At 33.4% G+C, this 18,677-nt stretch carries 14 protein-coding genes; 13 read left to right on the top strand and 1 reads right to left on the bottom strand.

Annotated elements, in window-relative coordinates; translation table 11 throughout:
- The first annotated feature begins 116 nt into the window (after window positions 1-116).
- The 11 genes from QMA06_RS05730 to QMA06_RS05680 all read left to right on the top strand — a co-directional run bounded on the left by QMA06_RS05730 (window position 117) and on the right by QMA06_RS05680 (window position 16,198).
- Entirely contained in the window at window positions 117-3,869 is a 3,753-nt protein-coding gene (locus QMA06_RS05730; RefSeq protein WP_290205919.1) for an efflux RND transporter permease subunit, read from the top strand.
- A complete protein-coding gene (locus QMA06_RS05725) occupies window positions 3,866-5,104 on the top strand; it encodes a TolC family protein (protein ID WP_290205918.1) in 1,239 nt (412 codons plus the stop codon). The genes QMA06_RS05730 and QMA06_RS05725 overlap by 4 nt, the downstream gene beginning before the upstream one ends.
- Entirely contained in the window at window positions 5,104-5,832 is a 729-nt protein-coding gene (locus QMA06_RS05720) for a heavy metal translocating P-type ATPase (protein ID WP_290205917.1), read from the top strand. The genes QMA06_RS05725 and QMA06_RS05720 overlap by 1 nt, the downstream gene beginning before the upstream one ends.
- Window positions 5,833-5,834: 2 nt before the next feature.
- Window positions 5,835-6,626 (top strand): cation transporter, encoded by a 792-nt coding sequence (locus QMA06_RS05715; protein ID WP_290205916.1) that lies wholly within the window; start codon window positions 5,835-5,837, stop codon window positions 6,624-6,626.
- A 27-nt stretch (window positions 6,627-6,653) separates the two neighbouring features.
- Window positions 6,654-7,136 carry a DUF305 domain-containing protein gene (locus QMA06_RS05710; RefSeq protein ID WP_290205915.1) on the top strand — a complete coding sequence of 161 codons (483 nt, stop codon included), beginning with the start codon at window positions 6,654-6,656 and terminating at the stop codon, window positions 7,134-7,136.
- Window positions 7,126-8,904 carry an efflux RND transporter periplasmic adaptor subunit gene (locus QMA06_RS05705; protein WP_290205914.1) on the top strand — a complete coding sequence of 593 codons (1,779 nt, stop codon included), beginning with the start codon at window positions 7,126-7,128 and terminating at the stop codon, window positions 8,902-8,904. Before QMA06_RS05710 ends, QMA06_RS05705 begins: the two co-directional genes overlap by 11 nt.
- Window positions 8,905-8,957: 53 nt before the next feature.
- Entirely contained in the window at window positions 8,958-9,398 is a 441-nt protein-coding gene (locus QMA06_RS05700; protein ID WP_290205913.1) for a heavy-metal-associated domain-containing protein, read from the top strand.
- 1,060 nt (window positions 9,399-10,458) lie between these two features.
- Window positions 10,459-10,971: a DUF6943 family protein gene (locus tag QMA06_RS05695; RefSeq protein WP_290205912.1), complete on the top strand. Its 513-nt coding sequence runs from the start codon at window positions 10,459-10,461 to the stop codon at window positions 10,969-10,971.
- Between the two features lie 125 nt (window positions 10,972-11,096).
- Window positions 11,097-11,738 carry a DUF6266 family protein gene (locus QMA06_RS05690; protein WP_195872691.1) on the top strand — a complete coding sequence of 214 codons (642 nt, stop codon included), beginning with the start codon at window positions 11,097-11,099 and terminating at the stop codon, window positions 11,736-11,738.
- Window positions 11,739-12,126: 388 nt separating this feature from the next.
- The gene (locus tag QMA06_RS05685) at window positions 12,127-13,761 is read left to right on the top strand and encodes a tetratricopeptide repeat protein (protein ID WP_290205911.1); all 1,635 of its coding nucleotides are present in this window, start codon (window positions 12,127-12,129) and stop codon (window positions 13,759-13,761) included.
- Between the two features lie 109 nt (window positions 13,762-13,870).
- The gene (locus QMA06_RS05680) at window positions 13,871-16,198 is read left to right on the top strand and encodes a VPS10 domain-containing protein (protein WP_290205910.1); all 2,328 of its coding nucleotides are present in this window, start codon (window positions 13,871-13,873) and stop codon (window positions 16,196-16,198) included.
- Between the two features lie 247 nt (window positions 16,199-16,445).
- Here QMA06_RS05680 and QMA06_RS05675 read toward each other — a convergent pair whose 3' ends face one another.
- Window positions 16,446-16,559, bottom strand: a complete 114-nt coding sequence (locus tag QMA06_RS05675; RefSeq protein WP_290205909.1) for a winged helix-turn-helix transcriptional regulator — start codon at window positions 16,557-16,559, stop codon at window positions 16,446-16,448.
- A gap of 465 nt (window positions 16,560-17,024) precedes the next feature.
- Here QMA06_RS05675 and QMA06_RS05670 point away from each other — a divergent pair, with 465 nt between their 5' ends.
- Together QMA06_RS05670 and QMA06_RS05665 are read left to right on the top strand one after the other, a co-directional pair.
- Window positions 17,025-17,528: a GbsR/MarR family transcriptional regulator gene (locus QMA06_RS05670; protein WP_290205908.1), complete on the top strand. Its 504-nt coding sequence runs from the start codon at window positions 17,025-17,027 to the stop codon at window positions 17,526-17,528.
- 12 nt (window positions 17,529-17,540) lie between these two features.
- Window positions 17,541-18,671 (top strand): efflux RND transporter periplasmic adaptor subunit, encoded by a 1,131-nt coding sequence (locus QMA06_RS05665; protein WP_290205907.1) that lies wholly within the window; start codon window positions 17,541-17,543, stop codon window positions 18,669-18,671.
- Window positions 18,672-18,677 lie beyond the last annotated feature (6 nt).

Raw genomic sequence — 18,677 nt, 5'->3', positions numbered from 1 at the left:
TTTAGACAGTGATTTTTTAGCCCTACGGTTTTTCCGTTTTGGGCTCGTTTTGTTGTGTTCTTCTTTTGTAATACATCTAAATAAAATTGTATATAACTGTTTAATTATCAAACACTATGCTTAATAAAGCAATTAAATTTCTTATCGAGAATAAACTCGTTGCAGTACTTCTACTCGTCCTTTTCGTGGGTTGGGGAACAGTAAACGCACCTTTTAATTGGGATACTGGATTTTTACCAAGCAATCCTGTAGCTGTAGATGCAATTCCAGATATTGGAGAAAACCAACAAATTGTATTTACAAAGTGGGATGGTCGTTCACCACAAGATATAGAAGACCAAATTACCTATCCATTAACCACATCTTTACTCGGTATTCCTGGAGTAAAAACCATTCGTAGTTCGTCTATGTTTGGCTTTTCAAGTATCTATATCATTTTTGAAGAAGACATAGAGTTTTATTGGAGTAGAAGTCGTATTCTCGAAAAACTCAATTCGCTACCAAGCGGATTATTACCAGAAGGTGTCAATCCTGCTTTGGGTCCAGATGCCACAGGATTAGGACAGATATTTTGGTACACGCTGGAAGGACGTGATGAAAACGGAAATGTAACTGGTGGTTGGGATTTACAAGAATTACGCAGTATTCAAGATTACTACGTTAAATATGCTTTATCATCTGCAAGTGGTGTTTCTGAAGTAGCTTCAATTGGTGGTTACGTTCAAGAGTACCAAGTCGATGTCAATCCAGAATTAATGCGACAATACAATATTGGGTTAAACCAAGTGGTAAAAGCAGTAAAAGAGAGCAACAAAGACATTGGTGCACAAACCTTGGAAATCAACCAAGCAGAATATTTAGTTCGAGGTTTAGGATATGTAAAATCCATTTCAGACATTGAAAATGCAGTTGTTACTTCCGAAGATTATACAGCAATACGAATTAAGGATATTGGTAAAGTTTCATTAGGTCCTGCAACCAGACGTGGCTTATTAGATAAAGAAGGTGCAGAAGTTGTTGGTGCTGTTGTAGTCGCTCGTTATGGTGCGAATCCGATGGAAGTTATTAATAACGTTAAAGAGAAAATCAACGAATTAAGTGCAGGATTACCTTCAAAAGTATTACAAGATGGTAGAACATCACAAGTTACCATAGTACCGTTTTATGACAGAACAGAGTTAATTCAAGAAACATTAGGCACACTTAACGAAGCCTTAACGCTTGAAATATTGATTACCATTTTGGTCATTATCATTATGGTGTTTAATCTTCGAGCTTCAGTTTTAATTTCTGGACTATTGCCTGTTGCAGTTTTAATGGTGTTTATTGCAATGAAACTCTTTGGTGTAGATGCAAACATTGTCGCTTTATCAGGCATAGCAATTGCTATTGGAACAATGGTCGATGTTGGTGTCATACTTTCAGAAAACATCATTAGGCATCTTGATGAAAATGAAAATGTCATTCCGACAGAGCGAGGAACGAGCGACGAGGAATCTCATAAAAAGTTACCCATAAACACATTAGTCTACAACGCCACAGCAGAAGTTTCTGGTGCTATTGTAACCGCAGTAATGACAACAATAATTAGTTTTATTCCTGTATTTACTATGATTGGTGCAGAAGGAAAACTATTCAGACCATTAGCATTCACAAAAACTTTTGCATTAACAGCATCCATAATAGTTGCCTTATTTTTAATTCCACCATTTGCAGCATTTTTATTCAGAAAGAAAAGCATTAAAACCAATTTTAAATATGTTTTAAATGGTGTTTTAATAGCTTTAGGAATCGTAGCAATAATTTATGGGTATTGGTTAGGATTGATTTTGATAGCTTTCGGAATCACAGCATTACTTAATCTTCAAAATAAGATAAAAGAGAAACAAGCTAATCTTATCAATATCATTATTTCAGCATCAGCAATAGTATTCTTGTTAGCCGAATATTGGAGACCATTAGGCGTAGATAAAAGCATTTTTTGGAATCTCATTTTCGTAAGTGTTATATGCTTTGGTTTATTAGGTGTTTTTTCTTTATTCATCAAATATTACACTCGTATTTTAAGATGGTGTTTAGATAATAAATTAGTGTTTTTATCTGTGCCAACAGCTATTGTAATAGCAGGATTTTTCATTATGAAAAACACAGGTAAAGAATTTATGCCATCATTAAATGAAGGCTCATTTCTGCTAATGCCAACGTCTATGCCTCATTCTGGCGTAGAAGAAAATAAAAGGGTTTTACAGCAATTGGATATGGCAGTAGCAAGTATTCCAGAGATAAAAACGGTTGTGGGTAAAGCAGGTCGTACAGAATCAGCTTTAGACCCAGCACCTTTATCAATGTATGAGAATATCATTCAGTACAAACCAGAATATATGCTGAATGAAAATGGAGAACGTCAACGTTATAAAGTAAATAATGATGGTTTGTTTGAATTGAAAGATGGTCGTTTTATTCCGAATCCAAACAATACAGAAAATGTCACCTTGAGCGCAGTCGAAAGGTCTCAATTAATAGAAGATAATGATGGTGTGTTTTATAGAAACTGGCGACCAAAAATACAGTCACCAGACGATATTTGGAATGAAATTGTAAAAGTCACCCGATTGCCAGGTGTTACGTCAGCACCAAAGCTACAACCTATTGAAACCCGATTGGTAATGCTTCAAACAGGAATGAGAGCACCTATGGGAATTAAAGTAAAAGGTCAAGACTTAAAGCAAATTGAAGCTTTTGGCGTACAATTAGAAAACATTATCAAGGAAGCTGAAGGTGTAAAGAAAGAAGCTGTTTTTGCAGACCGCATTGTTGGTAAACCGTATTTGTTAATTGATATTGATAGAGAAAAAATTGCACGTTATGGCATTTCTATACAAGATGTACAAGATGTATTAAAAGTCGCTGTTGGTGGTATGGTTTTAACACAAACGGTTGAAGGTAGAGAGCGTTATGGTGTGCGTGTTCGTTATCCAAGAGAATTACGAGCAAATCCAACAGACTTACAACAGATTTATGTTCCGATTGAAAAAGGAAGTCCTGTTCCATTAAGCGAATTGGCAACCATTCGTTACGAACAAGGTCCACAAGTCATTAAAAGTGAAGATACCTTTTTAGTAGGTTATGTGTTGTTCGATAAATTAGATGGTTTTGCAGAAGTAAGCGTTGTTGAAAATGCACAAGCATTGATTCAAGAAAAGATAGATTCTGGTGAATTAATAGTTCCAAAAGGAATCAACTATGCTTTTACAGGAACTTATGAAAATCAATTACGAGCAGAAAAAACACTATCTGTTGTTGTGCCATTAGCATTGGCAATTATCTTTTTAATACTGTATTTCCAATTCCGTTCTGTGGCAACCTCATTAATGGTATTTACAGGTATCGCAGTAGCTTTTGCAGGAGGATTCATAATGATATGGCTCTATGGTCAAGATTGGTTTTTAAACTTCAATTTCTTTGGGGAAAATATGCGTGACTTATTCCAGATGCATCCAATTAATTTAAGTGTAGCGGTTTGGGTTGGGTTTATTGCACTATTCGGTATTGCAACAGATGATGGTGTAGTAATGGCAACCTATTTAACGCAAACTTTTGATAGAAACTCACCAGAGAATAAAAAGGAAATTAGAGCGTCCATAGTAGAAGCAGGTGAAAAACGTATCAGACCGTGTCTAATGACAACTGCGACTACCATTTTAGCATTATTACCAATACTAACATCAACAGGACGAGGAAGCGATATAATGATTCCTATGGCAATACCAAGTTTTGGTGGAATGCTCATAGCCTTAATAACTTTATTTGTAGTTCCAGTATTATACAGCTGGAAATCCGAAGTTCAACTTAAAAGAGCAACAAAATGAAACACATAAAATTTCACATAAAAACAGCCTTTATTCTTTGTTCTTTATTCTTTGTTCTCAAAGGTAATGCACAACAGTTAGAAACCCTAATAGATGAAGCCTTAACAAACAATCCAGAAATTCAAAAATTTGAGTTGCAATACAATAGAGCTTCTGAAAAAGTAAACGAAGTCAATACCATTCCTAATACTGAATTTGGTGTAGGTTACTTTATGAGCGAACCAGAAACACGAACAGGAGCACAACGATTTAAAGTATCTGCTAAACAAATGTTACCGTGGTTTGGTACAATTACATCAAGAGAAAATTATGTCAGTTCATTAGCTGATGCAAAATATGAGGACATTGTTATTGCAAAGCGAAAATTGATGGCTTCTGTATCACAATCCTATTATAATTTATACGCCAACAAAGCGAAACAAAAGGTGCTAATAGAAAACATTAAACTATTGGAAACCTATGAGACATTAGCACTAACCTCTGTTGAGGTTGGTAAAGCATCTGCTGTAGATGTGTTGCGATTACAAATGCGTCAAAATGAAATGCAACAACTAAAAGATGTTTTAAGTCAACAGTTTATAGCAGAACAAACAAATTTGAATAATCTTTTGAATAGGGAAAATGATATTGCTGTTACTGTGGTAGAGAGTTTAATGATGCCTTCAGAAGACTTTGAAATCACTACTAAAAATTTAGCATTACATCCCGAATTATTGAAGTATGATAAACTATTTCAATCAATAGAACAATCAGAATTACTAAACCAAAAAGAAAGCAGTCCTATGATTGGTTTTGGATTAGACTATATCAATGTTTCCGAAAGACCAGATATGAATTTTAGTGATAACGGTAAAGATATTGTGATGCCAATGGTTTCGGTTTCCATTCCAATATTCAATAACAAGTATAAATCGCAATCCAAGCAAAATAAGTTAGAACAACAAGAAATAACAACTCAAAAACAGGAACGCTTAAACACTTTGGAAACACTTTTAAGCAAGGCGATTAACGAGCGTATTTCAGCAAGAATAAGTTATACAACCCAAACCAAAAACTTAAAACAGGCAAAAGATGCAGAGGAAATATTAATCAAAAGCTACGAAACAGGAACCATCGATTTTAATGATGTTTTGGATATTCAAGAGTTACAACTAAAATTTCAGATGAACCAAATCGAATCGGTAAAGACTTACTATATACAAACCACGATTATTAATTATTTAACACAGCAATAATGAAACACACATATAAAATAACAGGAATGACTTGCAACAATTGTAAGGTTTCCGTAGAAAAGAATTTAGGAGAGTTGGAACACGTTACAAACGTTTCGGTAAATCTTGAAAAAAGTGAAGCAGAAGTAACAATGAAACAACACATTGAAACAGAAACGCTAAAAAACGCATTGCCAGAAAAATATACGTTATCTGAAATAGAAAAACGTAATGTATTTTCATCTTCAACAATAGCTGCGGAAACCGAAGAAGAAAAAAGTAAATTTCAACAGCTAAAACCACTTTTGCTTATCATCTTTTATATCGCAACAGCAAGTATATTATTACATTATAAAAATTTGAGTTGGAGTGCCTTTATGCTTGACTTTATGGGTTTATTCTACATCGTCTTTAGTTTCTTTAAGATGTTGGATTTAAAAGGTTTTCCAGAGTCTTTCAGAATGTACGACCCATTAGCAAAAAAAGTTCCTGTATATGGAAAAATATATCCATTTATCGAAACTGCTTTAGGGTTAATGTTTTTAATGCGGTTTGAAATCAATATGGCATTAATCATCACGCTTGTCGTATTAGGTATTACAACTATTGGCGTAACAAAAACACTATTAGACAAAAAGTCAATTCGATGTGCTTGTTTAGGTACAGCCTTAAAGTTACCTATGACAGAAGCCACATTTATAGAAAATGCTATAATGATAGTTATGGCTATTCTAATGTTAATGTTTTAATTATGAAAAAGACAGTTTTCAAAATATCAAAAATGGATTGTCCTTCTGAAGAAAACCTGATTAAGATGAAACTATCAGATATTGATGGCATTAAACAACTTGATTTTGATTTAGAAGAAAGAATCCTAATACTATATCATAATGCTGATGTTGATACAATCAGTAATGCCATAAAAGAATTAAAACTTAATGAAAGTTTAATCAGTTCAGAAGAAACAGACACAATCATTATTGAATCCACGAGCAATCAATCCAAACTATTGTGGACAGTTCTTGTCATCAATTTTGTTTTTTTCATTATTGAAATGAGTACTGGTCTTATTTCAAAATCAATGGGATTAGTTGCTGATAGTTTAGATATGTTAGCAGATTCATTTGTTTACGGATTGAGTTTAATAGCTGTTGGTGGTACAGTTTTAAAGAAGAAACGTATTGCAAAATACGCAGGTTATTTTCAGATAACACTTGCAATTATAGGTATTGTTGAGGTAATTCGTAGGTTTTTAGGTTATGAAGCGTTACCGGTATTTTCAACAATGATTATCGTCTCAATATTCGCTTTAATTGCAAATGGCATTTGCTTGTATCTCTTACAAAAATCAAAAAGTCAAGAAGCACATATGCGTGCCAGTATGATTTTTACCTCTAACGACATTATTATAAATCTTGGTGTGATTGCAGCTGGTGTATTAGTCAATTGGCTGCATTCCGGTATTCCAGATTTAATTATAGGCATCATTGTATTTGGGTTAGTAATACAAGGTGCATTCAGAATATTAAAATTAAGTAAATAAAAAGTTTAACTATAAAATCAAATAATTATGAAAAATCCAAAAGAACACTCAAACAAAGGAAATTACAAAACCTTCTTTATAATGTTGGCTTGCTCATTTGTAGCAATGTACATCACAATGTATTTAAACACCTATTCCATAGACCACGTATGGTTTAGCTTAACAAGATTCTATATGGTTTGTTTAGGAATTGCTACTATGGCACTTATAATGTTCTTTTTTATGAGAAATATGTATAAAGACAAAAAGAAAAATCTAATAATCATAATAGGAAGTATTGTTTTGTTCTTCGGTGCATTGGGATTAGTTCGTGACCAAAAATCAACAGTTGGCGATGTATTATGGATGAAAGGTATGATTCCACATCATTCCATCGCTATTTTAACGAGTGAAAGAGCAGATATTAAAGACCCTGAAGTTAAGAAGTTGGCAGAAGACATTATTAAAGCACAGAAGAAAGAAATTGAAGAAATGAAAGCAATGATAAAACGATTAGAAAATGAAAAATAATAAAATAGTAATTTACATTGGCTTACTCGCAATAGGGTTGTTGTTGGGTTGGTTGCTATTTGGTGACTCATCAAAGGAAGAAACAGAGCATAATCACGATGAAGTAGCAGAAACCAATCAAATGTGGACCTGTTCTATGCATCCACAGATTATGCAACCAGAATCAGGCGATTGCCCTATTTGTGGTATGGACTTAATTCCTGCGGAACGTGGAAGTGATGGATTGTTGGCAGACCAATTCAAATTGACTGAAAACGCAATGGCTTTAGCAAACATTCAAACAACTGTTGTTGGTAAAGGCAAAACGGAAGGAAATACCCTAAAACTATCAGGCAAAATTGCAGAAAATGAAGAAGCAAATGCAGTACAGGTCAGTTATTTCTCTGGTAGAATAGAAAGATTAAATGTCAGCTTTACTGGCGAAAAAGTTCGTAAAGGTCAATTATTAGCAACCATTTATTCGCCAGAATTGTATGCAGCACAACAAGAACTCATTACAGCAGCTTCACTAAAGGAATCACAACCTGCGTTGTACAAAGCAGTTCGTAATAAATTAAAGTTATGGAAGCTCTCTGACAATCAAATCAATCAGATTGTAGAAACAGGAAAAGTGAAAGAAAACTTTCCAGTATATGCTACGGTTTCAGGAACAGTTACTGAAAAATTAGTTGAACAAGGCGATTACATCAAACAAGGTCAACCCTTATTAAAAATTGCAAATTTCAATACAGTTTGGGGAAACTTTGATGTGTACGAAAATCAGATTGACCGCTTTAAAAAAGGACAAGAAGTAATGATAACAAGCAATGCCTATTCTAACAAGGAATTTAAAGGTAAAGTCGATTTTATAGACCCTGTTCTAAATACCAAAACACGAACCGTAACCTTACGTGTAGTTTTAAATAATAAAGATGAGGTATTTAAACCAGGAATGTTTGTAACCGCAAATATAGAAGGCAATACAAATTCCAATGACGAAATCCTAACGATACCATCATCTGCTGTACTATGGACTGGCGAACGCTCTGTTGTGTATTTAAAAACCAGTCAAGAACAGCCTGTTTTTGAAATGCGTGAAATTAAATTAGGCAATCAAATTGGTAATGAATATGAAGTGTTAGAAGGATTATTTGCAGGAAATGAAATTGTCACCAACGGAACATTTACGGTTGATGCAGCAGCACAGTTACAAGGCAAGAAATCAATGATGAATAAAGAAGGTGGTAAAACAATGACTGGTCACGAAGGTCATTTAGGAATGGATAATAATGTATCAAATACAGAAAATGACCATACCAATATTAATGAACGTTTAGAAGTATCAGCGGAATTTCAAAAGCAGTTAAAAACTGTTTACAATGATTATATCAATTTAAAAAATGCTTTAGTAAAAGAAGATTCAAAAAATACTTCGGAAAGTGCGACAAGTTTACTTAACAATTTATATAAAGTGGATATGAAATTGTTATCCGATAATAATGCTCATAACCATTGGATGTCATTGCAAAAAGAAATAAAAACTGCTGCAAATTCAATTGCAAAAACGTCCGATATTAAAAACCAAAGAAACCATTTTAAGCAATTGTCATCATATCTAATCAATGTTGTTCAACTATTTGGTGTCAATGAAAAAGTCTATGTAGAATTTTGCCCTATGGGAGATAATAACAATGGCGCTTACTGGCTGAGTAAAGAGGAAAAAGTAATCAATCCATATTTTGGTGAAGCAATGCTAACCTGTGGAGAAGTAAAACAAGTCATAGAATAATTAAACAATAATCAAATCTCGATTATCGAGAAATAACAATTAAATTTTTAAAAATGAAGAAAGTAATTTTAAGTGTAGCTGTAATAGCAGCATTAGGTTTAACAAGTTGTAAAAACGAAACCAAAAAGGAAACAGAAACTACAACTACAGAAGTTTCAAAAGATATGGCAATGACAGACTTGTCTTTTGGTGTAAGAGGAAACTGCGGTATGTGTAAAAGTACCATTGAAAAAGCGGCCAATGGAGTAGAAGGTGTTACAAGAGCCAATTGGGATGTTGATAAAAAGAAAATTGATGTCTCATTTGATGATACCAAAACAGATGCAATGGCAATTCATAAGGCAATAGCAGCTTCAGGTTACGATACCGAAAAAGTTGCAGGTAGTGAAGAAGCCTATAAAGATTTACCTGGTTGTTGTCAATACGACCACGCAATGATGATGAATCAGTCAGGTGAAATGAAATCGGAAGACTATTCAAATCACGACCATTAAGCTAATAATTTAAGAGTCTTTTTCGGAAGGCTCTTTTTTTTATTCCCCATAACCCAAAACCCAGTTTTTTCGCTTACCCTGGCTTGAGCCTGTTGAAAGCTCAAAATCCTCTGTCTTTTGTGTTATTCCGCTCGCCAATGCGTAATTGGTTTTATGTCATAATACTTGTAGCCAACGCTATAATGGCACATTGCTTGTTTTATTTAACATAGATTATTTAGAGAAATTGGGACAATAAAAAAGCAAAGAGCCATTGCCAACGCTCAAACAAGTATAACGCCACAAAACCAATCCCAAGCTATGTTACATAATGCGTAGTTATAGGAGCAAAAATCCTTTCAATGGTTGCCTACGGCGTTTTATTATATTTTCGTACCTATAACTGTCATTATGTAAAATATCCACACAGCCAACGCTCACACCTGAACATACAACCATATTTTGCACTATAATTAAACAGTAGGAAGTTTAAGTTAATTATAATATTAGTTATCTCATTCATCGGCACAAAACCATCGTTAAGTCCAAGTATTCCTTACCTCAAGTCTTTGTTTGTTTCATTTCGTTAACAAATATTATAGTCCACTTTTCCCCACCACCCAAGAAATAGGATATAAAAAAATAGGTTTAATATACATAGTACAACGCCATAGCACATTACTTTTTATCGTGCCTCAAAAAAGCAATAAGCTATTGTCTAATAGTCCTGTATAAGTAGCTTGTTTAAATGCTGTTTTATCAAACAACTATTTAAAACGCTACCCATACAAACGCTTCATCCAACGCTCAAACACGAACTGAAACCTATTTTTTTAAGTGCTAATTCCCCAGAAAAGTTAAAAGCATTTGAAACAAGACTAAAACAATTTGAAATATTAAAATAAAAAAGAAAGCAAATATATGTGGCTACCTCTGCCAGCCGCACAAGGCTATAAAGGTCAAGCCCTACGGGTTTTGCATAAAACTTTTTTCAGTTCCCTTTTTCTTTTTCATTAAACATTTTTAATTCAAAAAACTTTTACCCAAAAACCTTGACAGCCTCACCCACGCCACAAGTACTATGGCTATCTTTTTTCTTTTCAAAAAAAATAATGGCGCGAAGCGTAGCGAAGCAATTTTAAATTGGATAGCTATGTCAACTTTTGAACTAAAAACACACCAAGTCGGAAGAACTTACTCAAACCCTCATTTTTTTATACTAAACAAAGGACTAAACAGCGGAAAACCCTTAACAAATCCTTGTCCTAATTGTTTTGTAGTAACAACTTCAACCGAAGAAGAAAAAAACACGCTTTTTCACATATCTATGATGTTGCAAATAGGCGGTTTTTATGCTTACTATTTAAAAGGTAGTGTTATTCCGTTTATCTCAATAGATGATTGTAGAAATATGCTTAAAAAAACTTATTCATCAATGTTAAATGAAAACCCTCAATTACAAAAGCATATTAGGATAGTTTCAGCAATTAATAAAAAGGAAGCAGAACTGAACAGTATCATTTCAAAAATGGCAGATTTAAAAGTATCATATATTCAAAATGTATTTTCTAAAATGCAAAAGAAAGCAATCTAAAGCAACAAAATCCATATCTAAAGAGTTGCATAATACTTGACTTATATTTCAGCGGAAGGTACAACTTCGTGTTAAGTCCGTACCAAGTCCGAAGAAAATTATGTTTCATTTAAATTATTTATGTTATGGGTAAAATTGCTCAAGGTATTTTAGGAGGTCTTTCAGGTAAAGTTGGAAACGTTATCGGTGGAAGCTGGAAAGGAATTGATTACATTAGAATTAAACCTTCAAGTGTAGCCAATCCAAGAACTGTTGGTCAAGTAAACCAAAGAACCAAGTTTACTGCCACTTTAGAATTTTTACAGGCTGTAAAGCCTTTTATTAAGTTAGGCTATAAAGGGTTAGCTGTTAAGAAAACAGAATTTAATGCTGCGATGTCGTATGTGTTGAATAATGCGATTACGGGAACTGAACCTAACTTTGTAGTTGACTATCCAAATGCTTTAGTAAGTCGTGGAGGTTTATCTGGTGTGCTAAACCCAACGTCTGATTTAGCAACTGCTGGAGAAGTAACTTTTGGTTGGGATGATAACTCTGCCGAAGGTAACGCAAATACTACTGACAAAGCAATGTTGATGGTTTACAATCCATCAAAAAAGGAATCAATTTCTTTACTTGATGGTGCGGACAGAACAGTAGGTTCTCAAATTGTTCCAATCCCAACAACTTATGCAGGAGATACAGTAGAGCTATTTATGGCTTTTATTACTGCTGATGGTAGTCAAGTATCAAACAGTATTTATTTAGGCTCTGGTACAGCTAATTAATGCTTGGTGTTTTTATTTGGAAACCGCTCTAATCGAGCGGTTTTTTTTATGCTATATTTGTTGCTCTATTTATTAATAGTTGTTGCTAAACTTCTCTTATTATGTGTTTTTTGTTTGCTATTTGTTGCCCAAATGGATTAGCATCAATAAATACAGGGTTAGTTAAATATTGTATCGGGAAGTAGAATCACCTTATAGAATTCTAAGGGGCTCAATAAGTCTATTTAAGTTAATATCTTGTAGTCGAAAACCGCTACCAAGAACACGAGCACAGCACAGAATTTCTATTCTCTATAAAGGTAACCTGTTTGTAAATAGATGAATAGAATTTGAGGTAAGCATTCTTCAAATTTTAGTTACATTTAGCCTTAAAAAAGGTTGAAATTTAATGTATAAAAGACGAGGTTTATATATCACATGTATTGCTTTATTGGTGGCAATTCATGCTTACGCTCAAGTTAAGACTCCAGAAGCTTTAGATGATCAAATAGATGAGGGTATTGCTTTAATGTTTCAAAAAAAACATTCTCAATCTATAGAATTATTAATCACTACCGAATCTATAGCAAAAAAAAACCAGTGGCACGAACAGGCTTTTAGGTCCACCTTAAATATTGGTTCAAATTATTATTTGCTTTCTGATTTTGGCGAAGCAGTGTTATATTATTTAAGAGCTTATGAAGTTGCAATTGCGCATTTAGATTCACGTCAGGAAATGACGGTGCTTAATAATATAGGTATACTTTATTTTCAAGAAGAAGATCTAGAACAGGCTAAGGATTATTTCTTTAGAGCTTACCATAAAGCCAAAGCCTTAGAGGACGAGATTAAAGTTGGTTATTACGCGGTGAATTTGGCTTTGGTATCTAACAAAATGAAAGTCCCTGATTCTGCACAAAATTATATTGAAGAGGCTCTACCTTTATTAAAAAACGAGCGCGACGTTTTAGTAAAAGCCAAAATGGCTCAATCTGAAATGTATCTTTTAAAAAAACAATTTGCTAAATCTGAAGCTATTGCTCTTAACTTATTGGAGAGTTTTCAAGATATATCACAAGTAGAAAACAAGGTTTTTATGCTATTTGTTTTAGCGCAAATAAATGAAGAACAAAATCGTTTAGATAAGGCATTACGCTATATCACTGATGCTCGGAATGCACAAGTAGGTATTGAGAACCGTTCAGAAATCTATGGTTACCTTTCTGATTTATATGGTAAAATGGGGTTATTAGAAAAAGCTTTAACTTATAAGGACTCTGTAATTATAGCTTCAGACTCGCTTAATACCACTAGAAATCGAAAACTTTTTGAAACCGAAAAAGTTAAGTTTCAAATACAAAATTATCAGCATGAACTTTCTGAAAGTAAAGAAATATTAAAACAAGAGCGTCGCTTCTTCTATAGTATTATTGGAATAATAGTACTGACCATGAGCTTCATTTTATGGGTTTTTAGAAGTAATTCCGTAAAGCATAAACAACGGAAAACCATTGTAGAATTAGAATTAGCAAAAGAGAAAAGTGATTATTTACTCATAGAAAAACAATTACACGAGCAAGAAACCTTAGCGTTATTAGAGCAAGAACGTTTTAAAAACGAGTTAGAAGTAAAAAATAGAAAGCTTACAGCTAAAGCATTGTCTTTGTCGAGTAAAAATGATTTAATTGAAGAGGTCGTGCAGTCTTTATCTCAAAATGCTTTAATTTCAAAAAATCCAGAATTAAAACAACATATTTCTGAGTTAAAAAAGCATCTTAAAACCGATACGCAATGGGATAGTTTTTTTACGCATTTTGAAGAGATTAATCAAGGGTTTTTAGATCGCCTTAGGTGTAAACATGATAAGTTAACTCCAAGTGATATTCGTTATATCACCTATTTGTACATGAATTTATCCAATAAAGAAATCGCATCGCTTTTAAACATCACCCCGCAATCTTGCAGAAAACGTAAAGAGCGACTTTCCAATAAGTTAAATATTCCTGAAGACACAACACTACATGATTATTTGTCAAAGATTTAATTTTTGTGTCACGTTAAAAACCTAATGATGTCACGAAATGTCACGCTTATATTCTCTGCTGAGGATCTCTTGTGTCTATATTTATCACCCTAATCTAAAATAAGTTATTATGAAAAAACAAACTACGTTATTAACCTTTTTCTTGAGCGTTATTATTTCTCTTACAGTTACTGCTCAAATTCAATTAGAAGCTCCAAAAGCTTATGGGCAAATGCTCGATGTTACATATAGCGAAACTCAAGAAGATGTTATTTATGCTTTAACGCTAACTAATCATGTAGTGACTTCTGTAGATGGAGGAACTACTTGGGGTATTTTATATTCAGATCCTTTAGACCATTATGCCCGATTAAAAGATTTAAAACTTATTAATAATGGCGCCGCATTGAGTTTTAATGTTGTTGCTGAGGGTAGTGATTATAACAAAATAATAGTGTTTGATTTGGCTACAGCAACTATTACCCAGACATTTTCTCCACCGAACTCTTTTGAGTCTGATATCTTAATAGAATCCTATGATATTTCTGATTCTAATAATGATGTAGTGCTAATGCATACGACGTATTCGTTGTTAGGTGCCTATACGCATGAGGTATTTTATACTTCTAATGGTGGTCTTAATTGGAACTCAATTTATTATAGTGTTATAAACGATAATGTTGCTATAAACAATGTCAGTATCTCACCAGAAGATAACGACAAATTGTTCTTGATGCGCGGAGGTTCTACATCTAGAGAATTAGGAGGGGTTTTTGTGTCTGTAGATGCAGGACAAACTTGGGAAAATAAAATACCTGGTAATACGTATGATGCTATTGCGTTCAATCCAGATAATTCAGATGATATCTTATTAGGAACAAGCTATGGTTACGATACGCATATCGAAAACTTATACCGTTCTTTAGATGGCGGAGAGACTTGGGCTATTGTGCCAATGACATGGACAAGTATGGCTAATGATAATATAATTGCCATTACGTTTAATCCAAATAATGCAAATGAAATTATAGTTCTTGAAGAAAATGAAATGGTTGTGTCTTCTGATAACGGAACTACTTGGGAAAATTACGTGTATACCACTATAGATCCTGAGACCTATTACTTTGGTCTATCGGCTTCTTATAATCCTTTCGTAGCTGATGAGTTATTAATTACAACTAATTTTTATCCATTCTTAACTACTGATGGTGGAGTGACGCTTGAAAAATTAGAAAATCCTTTTGTGAATGCTACAGGAATTATTTCAGCCTATTCGTCGGCTGACGAAAAGCACATTTATTACGGTATGCGTTCAGGATATATGCACAAAGATTTGCAAAACGATACAGAGGAAGGTCACTATCTTCAGTCATTAACACAGGGTTTCGGATCTGCAGTAAAAGTGTTTGCAGACCCAGTGGTTCCTGGTCGTGTTTTTACAGGTAATAGAGCGCTAAATACATCGTATATCAACGTGAGTTCAGCGCATGGATTAGAGCCTAAAATAATAGCGAGTTCTATGTTCTTCTTAATTCTTGAAGATGTATCTACCTCTATAGCGAATCCAAATATTAGTTGGATATCTACAGGGTTAGAGTTACACAGAGTCGATTTAACCGATATGGATAATATTATTGACGAGAATATTGCAATTCCAGAATGGGGTGAGGTTATTACAGCTGTACAAGTAGATAATGACGCCGCAACAACTATTTTTATGACTCAAGGGGTAGATTTTTATAAATCAACTGATGATGGTGCTAGCTGGACTTTAAGTAATAATGGTTTAGAACATTTGAATGCTCGTGATCATTTAATATTAGATATAGAACAAAACCCTTTAAATACAAATCAATTGTTGCTTTCTAGTACTGATGGTATTTATTTATCTGAAAATAAAGGAGATTCATGGGTTTCTATTTCTTCAGAATTTACAGATAACGTTGCCTTCTCATCTGTTACTGAAAATACCATTGTAGGAGTTACACATTACTCTGATGGATTTAACGTGCCTTTACCAATTGCAAAGGCAAAAATTGTGATAAGTACAGATTTAGGTTCGACTTGGAGCGAAATATCACCAGAGATGCTAAACTATCCGTTTACAGAATCTTCTGCGTTTCTGTTTGCCGAAAATTCTGTGAGTGTTTATTTGGGTGTACACGATTTAGGATTAATAAAATACGATATTGATTTAGCTACCTTATCTGTAAATTCTGAAGTATTATACGATAACTCAATTCAGATCTATCCAAATCCAACTCCTCATAGTTTTTCTATACGCAGTGCAGCTAGTGTAGAGGCTGTAAATATTTACACCATGACTGGCAAAAAAGTTAAAACTGTTACTCAGCCAAATACTGCGATAGATATAAGTAATTTAACACGAGGTGTATATTTAATTGAAGTGAAAACAACTAACGGCACTATTACAAAACGCTTATTAAAGTCTAATTAGTATAAGAAAACCTTCATATACCTGTTATCACTGATTTGAGCTTTTGTGTTCAAATATTATAATTAAAAAGGAACCCATTTTGTATATTATACAAGATTGAGTTCCTTTTTTATAGTTTATATTTTTGAAATTTCACACCGCATCTGTACCACACATACGGACTTATCTAATATGTAAATAAAGGCTAACTATATATTGCATGGGAAAATAGATACTTTGTTAAAATTAAGCATCAATTTTGTTCAATTTATAGCATGATTTCTTCCTTATCAGTAACGACAGAAACTCCACAATCTGCAATGGACTGAATCGTTGGTATTAAAGTTTTTCCAAATTCCGTTAGAGAATATTCAACCTTCAAAAGTGTTCTTTTATTAAACGCCAAAATGGTGAAATAGGCCTATGATCAACATTGGTCACCAGCAGAAAAGGGCATGTATATTGTATGACATAGCAACTTCTCACGAATATAATAACAATACAGACAAGTATTTTGATAACGATAAAGGTGATCGTAATGAATATTTTACTTCGGCACATCCTGACGCTTATAAGGAAAGAAAAATTGAAATCCTTCTTATAAAAACAGAGAAATTACTAAAGTCTTTTTTTAATAAATGAAAGAGTAACGAAATATTATGAGTTTTAATTGATTGAAAGATAGTGACTTGTAGTGTTTTCGTTGTAAGACATCAACTAAGCAGCTATTATTAACAATATATTAACTTCGATTAGTTCGGTTTGTTCCGAACTAACACTTATTTTTGTGGAGGAATTTGCTGCTTATAATTATAATTTATTTATGAGGAGAAAAAATGAGAATCAAATGAAAGATAATATTTGCAAAGAAAAAATGCGCTTAGTTGAGAAATTAGGAGTGCATTTAGAGAATAGAGAAAAGTTAGCACCAGTTGCGGCACGTATTATGTCTTATGTAATCCTTACAGGTAAAAAAGGAGCCACTTTTGAAGAAATGGTAACGCTGTTATGTGCCAGTAAAAGTACTATTTCTACACATCTCAATCATTTACAAGATTTAAATAAAATCGAGTATTTCACCAAAACAGGTGATCGAAAAAAATATTTCATAATTAACAAGGGGTCGGTTATTCAACATATAGATAGTTTAATTGACGAATGGAAAGAGATCAGAGAATTACATTTAGAGATAAAAGCATATAAAAAAACCATCAATTCAGAAAAAATAGAAATTGAAGAAGAAAAATTTGATTTGAATTTTCACAATGATTATATCAAATTTATAGATGGAGCAACAACCTCAATAATAGAATTAAAAACAAAACTTATAAATAAGAAATTCAACCTTTAGAAACCAATTAAAATGAAAACCAATAAATTAAAAATCGTACTAGGCTTAAGTGTATTCTTAATCATAGTAAGTTGTGGAAACAGCGAGCAAAAACAATCAGCAGCAGAAGCACCACCAGCACCTTTTCCTGTTACACAATTACAAACCAAAACAGTAACTGGTTATACGGAATATCCTGCAACTATAGAAGGTGTAGTTAATAGTGATGTGCGGGCGAAAACTTCAGGCTATATTGAGAATGTGTATGTAGATGAGGGTGAGAAAGTAAAAAAAGGCCAATCGTTGTTTAAATTAGAGACCCAAACTTTAAGTCAAGATGCTGGTGCAGCGCAAGCGCAAATTAACGTCGCACAAGTAGAAGTTAATAAATTGATTCCACTCGTTGAAAAAAATATTATAAGTGCTGTACAGTTAGAAACGGCAAAGGCAAATTTAGCACAAGCAAAAGCCAACTACAGCAGTGTTGCTGCTAATATTGGCTATGCAACAATTAAAAGTCCTATTGATGGCTATGTTGGTGCTATCAATTTTAGAGAAGGTGCTTTAATTAGCCCAAGTGATGAAACACCATTAACCACCGTTAGTGAGATAGATCAAGTTTATGCGTTTTTTAGTTTTAACGAAGCTCAATATATAAACCATTTACAGAAGTCTAATGGTCAAAATAAAGCAGAACGTATTAAAAATTCACCAGATTTAAGTTTGATTTTAGCCAATGGTAAAGCATATTCTGAAAAAGGTCGTATCCAAACCAGTACAGGTCAAATAAACCAAAGTACTGGAACTATTCAAATTCGAGCGATTTTCGATAACCCTAATGAAATTTTAACCAATGGTAACAGCGGGAAAATAAGAATTCCTGTAGAATATAAGGACGCTATCGTAGTACCACAATCGGCAACTTTTGAGCAACAAGGTAATATTATGGTTTTTGTACTTACAGAGGATGCAAAAGTGGCGACTTCAATTTTAAAGATAACGGACACTGTAGACAATTTATATGTCGTAGAATCTGGTGTTGATGTGAATGATAAAATTATAGTTTCGGGCGTTGGGAAATTAAAAAATGGCATGGCTATTTCGCCTCAAGAAACTTCCTTTGAAGAAGCCATAACACCCGTAGCCACTTTATTCAGAAATTAGATAACC

This window comes from Winogradskyella bathintestinalis (genome assembly GCF_030407435.1).
In the GTDB taxonomy this organism is placed as follows: Bacteria; Bacteroidota; Bacteroidia; order Flavobacteriales; family Flavobacteriaceae; genus Winogradskyella; species Winogradskyella bathintestinalis.
Note: the sequence above shows the minus strand (reverse complement) of the source record. Positions and strands in the feature narration are given on the sequence as shown.

Coding starts and splice junctions, on each gene's coding strand:
- QMA06_RS05730 (WP_290205919.1), top strand. CDS start 117: ATGCTTAATAAAGCAATTAAATTTCTTATCGAGAATAAACTCGTTGCA.
- QMA06_RS05725 (WP_290205918.1), top strand. CDS start 3,866: ATGAAACACATAAAATTTCACATAAAAACAGCCTTTATTCTTTGTTCT.
- QMA06_RS05720 (WP_290205917.1), top strand. CDS start 5,104: ATGAAACACACATATAAAATAACAGGAATGACTTGCAACAATTGTAAG.
- QMA06_RS05715 (WP_290205916.1), top strand. CDS start 5,835: ATGAAAAAGACAGTTTTCAAAATATCAAAAATGGATTGTCCTTCTGAA.
- QMA06_RS05710 (WP_290205915.1), top strand. CDS start 6,654: ATGAAAAATCCAAAAGAACACTCAAACAAAGGAAATTACAAAACCTTC.
- QMA06_RS05705 (WP_290205914.1), top strand. CDS start 7,126: ATGAAAAATAATAAAATAGTAATTTACATTGGCTTACTCGCAATAGGG.
- QMA06_RS05700 (WP_290205913.1), top strand. CDS start 8,958: ATGAAGAAAGTAATTTTAAGTGTAGCTGTAATAGCAGCATTAGGTTTA.
- QMA06_RS05695 (WP_290205912.1), top strand. CDS start 10,459: ATGGCTATCTTTTTTCTTTTCAAAAAAAATAATGGCGCGAAGCGTAGC.
- QMA06_RS05690 (WP_195872691.1), top strand. CDS start 11,097: ATGGGTAAAATTGCTCAAGGTATTTTAGGAGGTCTTTCAGGTAAAGTT.
- QMA06_RS05685 (WP_290205911.1), top strand. CDS start 12,127: ATGTATAAAAGACGAGGTTTATATATCACATGTATTGCTTTATTGGTG.
- QMA06_RS05680 (WP_290205910.1), top strand. CDS start 13,871: ATGAAAAAACAAACTACGTTATTAACCTTTTTCTTGAGCGTTATTATT.
- QMA06_RS05670 (WP_290205908.1), top strand. CDS start 17,025: ATGAAAGATAATATTTGCAAAGAAAAAATGCGCTTAGTTGAGAAATTA.
- QMA06_RS05665 (WP_290205907.1), top strand. CDS start 17,541: ATGAAAACCAATAAATTAAAAATCGTACTAGGCTTAAGTGTATTCTTA.